Origin of the sequence: Bacteriovorax sp. DB6_IX (assembly GCF_000447775.1) — a bacterium.
Classification (GTDB): Bacteria; Bdellovibrionota; Bacteriovoracia; order Bacteriovoracales; family Bacteriovoracaceae; genus Halobacteriovorax_A.
In genome coordinates this window covers 1-3,520 of sequence record NZ_AUNJ01000097.1, presented here as the reverse complement: position 1 = coordinate 3,520, position 3,520 = coordinate 1, and the positions used below count along the sequence as shown (strand labels likewise).

Annotated in this window: 5 protein-coding genes; all 5 read right to left on the bottom strand. The window is 36.8% G+C overall.

Annotated features, from left to right (window positions below):
• Positions 1-171 precede the first annotated feature (171 nt).
• Complete coding sequence (gene surE / locus M901_RS03135; protein ID WP_021276720.1) at positions 172-939, bottom strand: 5'/3'-nucleotidase SurE; 768 nt, start codon at positions 937-939, stop codon at positions 172-174.
• A 28-nt stretch (positions 940-967) separates the two neighbouring features.
• Positions 968-1,573 (bottom strand): hypothetical protein, encoded by a 606-nt coding sequence (locus M901_RS03130; RefSeq protein WP_034719944.1) that lies wholly within the window; start codon positions 1,571-1,573, stop codon positions 968-970.
• A gap of 52 nt (positions 1,574-1,625) precedes the next feature.
• Positions 1,626-2,204: a glutamine amidotransferase gene (locus tag M901_RS03125; RefSeq protein WP_021276721.1), complete on the bottom strand. Its 579-nt coding sequence runs from the start codon at positions 2,202-2,204 to the stop codon at positions 1,626-1,628.
• Positions 2,204-2,692 carry a hypothetical protein gene (locus tag M901_RS03120; RefSeq protein WP_021276719.1) on the bottom strand — a complete coding sequence of 163 codons (489 nt, stop codon included), beginning with the start codon at positions 2,690-2,692 and terminating at the stop codon, positions 2,204-2,206. The genes M901_RS03125 and M901_RS03120 overlap by 1 nt, the downstream gene beginning before the upstream one ends.
• 72 nt (positions 2,693-2,764) lie before the next feature.
• Positions 2,765-3,520 (bottom strand): hypothetical protein (locus tag M901_RS03115; RefSeq protein ID WP_021276722.1); only part of this gene is annotated, 756 nt, incomplete at its 5' end.

Below are 3,520 nucleotides of genomic sequence, written 5' to 3'. Positions count from 1 at the left end.
AGTTTGGCCAAACTCTTTGCAGAATAGTTCTTATCTAGAGTCACATAGCGTCCACTACGCATTCCCGCACAAGAAGTAATTATTGATAATATTACAAATATTGTAAGTAAATTTCTAAGTCTCATAATCTCGCCCAATATGAATCTTTTTCTGGGCGAGAATAACTAAGCCTTAACCATTATCGGCAATAATTTCCGCCCACCTTTCAATTTCTTCGGCTGAATCGCTCAAAAGGTTGAGTGGATTGATCGAGATTTCCCTATTTTCAATAGCATGGCCATCTGATCCTGGCTCATTTGAACTACCAAGAAAGGAGCCACCGATCCAAAAATACTCGCGGTTCTTAGAGTCAAAACGTCTTTCCACCTCTTCCGAATAGAATCTTTGACCTAGTTTAGTGATTGATGTCCCTGTTATCTCTTCCATAGGAAGATCTGGGACATTAATATTGAGCATAGTAAGTGGTGAGATTTGCTCATGCATTCTTTTTTGAACAAATTCCCTCATGAATTTTGCCGCGCTCTCATATCTAATTTCATCATAATCATGTGGGCGATGATCAATGACCGTACTAATGGCCACAGATGGAACCTGATGAAAACTTCCCTGCCTGGCAGCAGCAACAGTACCCGAATAGTAGATATCTTGACCTAAGTTGGCCCCTCTATTAATTCCAGAAATCACCAAGTCCGGTTTTTCATCGAGAATATGAATAATACCAAGTAATGTACAATCAGCAGGATATCCGGTCGTACCGTAGAAATCTTTCTTGATTTTCTCAATCCTCACAGGATGATCAAGAGTTAGAGTCTGACCTGTTGCACTTCTCTCACTAAGTGGAGCAACAACAGTGACATCCGCAATGTCAGCAAGGTGTTCATATAGAGAATTTAGTCCCGGTGCATAGACACCGTCATCATTACTTAAAAGAATTTTCATAGAAATTTTGTAGAAAAAATCCCACTTATTAGCAAGTAAGATTTTTAAGAATACTGATATTTTTCTGCAACTTGGTGCTATCAACATTGCGATAGCAGACTTCAACCTTACTATTAATAGGCAGCTCAATAAAATCAAAGTCAACGAGATCAAAGATACTCGGAGCAAGATTACTATCCCAATCTATCTTGAGCCCAATCTTCTTTGTTTCGGCCCCTCTCAGTCCACTATAGAAGTTAGTCATAAAGTTGTGAAGGGTTCCTTCATGGTGTAGTTTCTCAAGAAATTGATAATTGAGGATTATCCCTTCGTTATACTTGGCACTAATCACTCCCTTTACATCACCCTGTGGATCATAATGCCAATAAAATGGCGTCTTAAACGAATTATAATATACAGGAGACTGTGTATCAGAAAAAACCAACACTGGGCTTAGGGCCGATTCTTTAAATGATCCAAGGATATTATCAATCATAAAATTTTGTTCATTTTGAAAATGCAGTGAGATTTTTGGGGATGTCGACTGAATCTCGGCCAAGATCTCTTCCATGACATATTGTTGAATAAAGTTAAAACTCATCGGACGAAAATCAAACTCATAAGAAGACAAACCAAGATCTTGGCCTATTTTCATTGTTCGTTTGTCATAAATTCCGGATAGTTTTATCAATTCCATCCCTATTAGGTTATCTCAAAAAAGACCTAAGAGGTTGAAAAAATAACTCAGGGCAAGATGTTCCCACAGATTCAGGGTGAAATTGCAGGCAGTAAAAGTCATCTCTATTGTAGAATAAGGCCAATTCTTTTTTAGAATCAAGGACATAGAGTCCCTCATCAAGATTCTTATAGTCGACGGTCCAGGAATTATAGCGCTGAACCTCAAAGTCTTGCTCCTGAACAAGACCTAATGATCTTAATAACTGGTGGTTTTTTTGCAGATAAACTTTCTGCCCATGAATCGGAGATTGGCACTGCTCTAGTGAGCAATTAAATTTCAAATGAAGTAATATTTGATGTCCTAGGCAAATCCCAACCTTCATAATTCCAGGTTCTTTGATAAGCTCAGCAAGAGGCCCTAAGAAAGGAAGATACTCACTAATATGACCTGGCCCAGGGCCAAGACAGAGAATATCACCAGAAGAAATAGCACCGCAACAAACTTCAGAAAAATTCGAATAGTGAATGATCTTAACTGGAGCAATCTCTTCTAAATAAGAGAGAATATTATTATTAAAACTATCTTCGAAATCAATGAAGTAAATCATTAAAGCTGAATACCAAAGAGTGAACCAAAAGTCTTCGCATTATAATTTAATAGGAAGTTAAAACTAATAATTTGATCTTTAGTTAAATCATTATTCTTAATCTGATCTTTTTGGCGATATTCAATATCAAGCTTCCAACAGTTATTCTTAGGAACATAGATACCACCGACATAAGACTCATAAACAGACTTCTTTTCAAAGTCATAGTAGTGCCCAGTACGAAGCTCAATCATATCAGAGAGTCTGAATTTGAGATCATGCTTAGTATAACGTCTTTGAGATGAGAAGGAGTCATAGATATAACTTACGCCATAGTTAAAATAAGCTTGGTTATAAGTTAGACTAAAGTCTGAAATATGCTCTCCACTTTGATGAAAGTAATACTCAGAACCAGAAAGAGATAAGTTTCCGATATTCACACCAAAAGAAGCGTGAAGTCGAGTCAGACGATCCTCAAAATCAAATTCAGGGTCATCATTTGAATTCAAAAGAACCCCTTGAGAAAGATCAAAGTAAGCAATCTTAGAGTAATCAAAATTATCGAGATTATAACGAAAGTTTTAAAATGGACTGATATCTAACTTTGGAGTTTTCTTTAGTAAGGAGTTCTTCCAAACCAGCTCTATTGTATTTGATTCCGGAAGATCTGTTCTTGTGGCCACATCGAAAACATTTTGATCACGACCACCAATTTGATCACGATAGTCAAAACGAGCATTATTTGTCCCATCTAATAGACTTGTGACAAGATTCTCATTTCCACTAATTTTTTGGTCTTCATAATAAGAGTGATTTAATCCATATCTTACAAGATGCTTATAAGAGCTGTGAGCAATTCTTTGTTGCTTTGACTCTTCTTTGATATTTGGAACAGGGGAGATGAGATCACTCTTATTTTCCACGATCTCAACCTTTTGTGCATTCTTAGTCTCAATATAGGGCCTACCAAAAGTCTTCTCGACCTCCATCCAAAGAGAGGTCTTTATTTGACTTCCATACTTTCTCGCTGTTTGAGAACCAGAAACTTCATGAGGAATATTATAGTGTTGATAATCAAATTTATAAGTCGCTTCAAAATTAACCGGACCAAAGGGCCTTAATTTCATCCACACACTTGGTCGATAATCTAGACGTTGGACATTTCTCAGGTACTGGCCTTCTCCAACATGATTCTGTTTAAAATAAGCAAGATCCAAATTTTGATCAAAAGAAATTTTCGAAATCAAACCTGAAGATTGAAGAAAGTTAATAGGAGTATGAGACATTTCAAGATGTCCAAGGTTTTGCACATAAGAGTGATCAAAGCCTTTGGCATT

What these genes read in the sequence shown, in the direction of transcription:
- surE (WP_021276720.1), bottom strand. Translation starts at nt 939, where the DNA reads ATGAAAATTCTTTTAAGTAATGATGACGGTGTCTATGCACCGGGACTA.
- M901_RS03130 (WP_034719944.1), bottom strand. Translation starts at nt 1,573, where the DNA reads ATGAAAATAGGCCAAGATCTTGGTTTGTCTTCTTATGAGTTTGATTTT.
- M901_RS03125 (WP_021276721.1), bottom strand. Translation starts at nt 2,204, where the DNA reads ATGATTTACTTCATTGATTTCGAAGATAGTTTTAATAATAATATTCTC.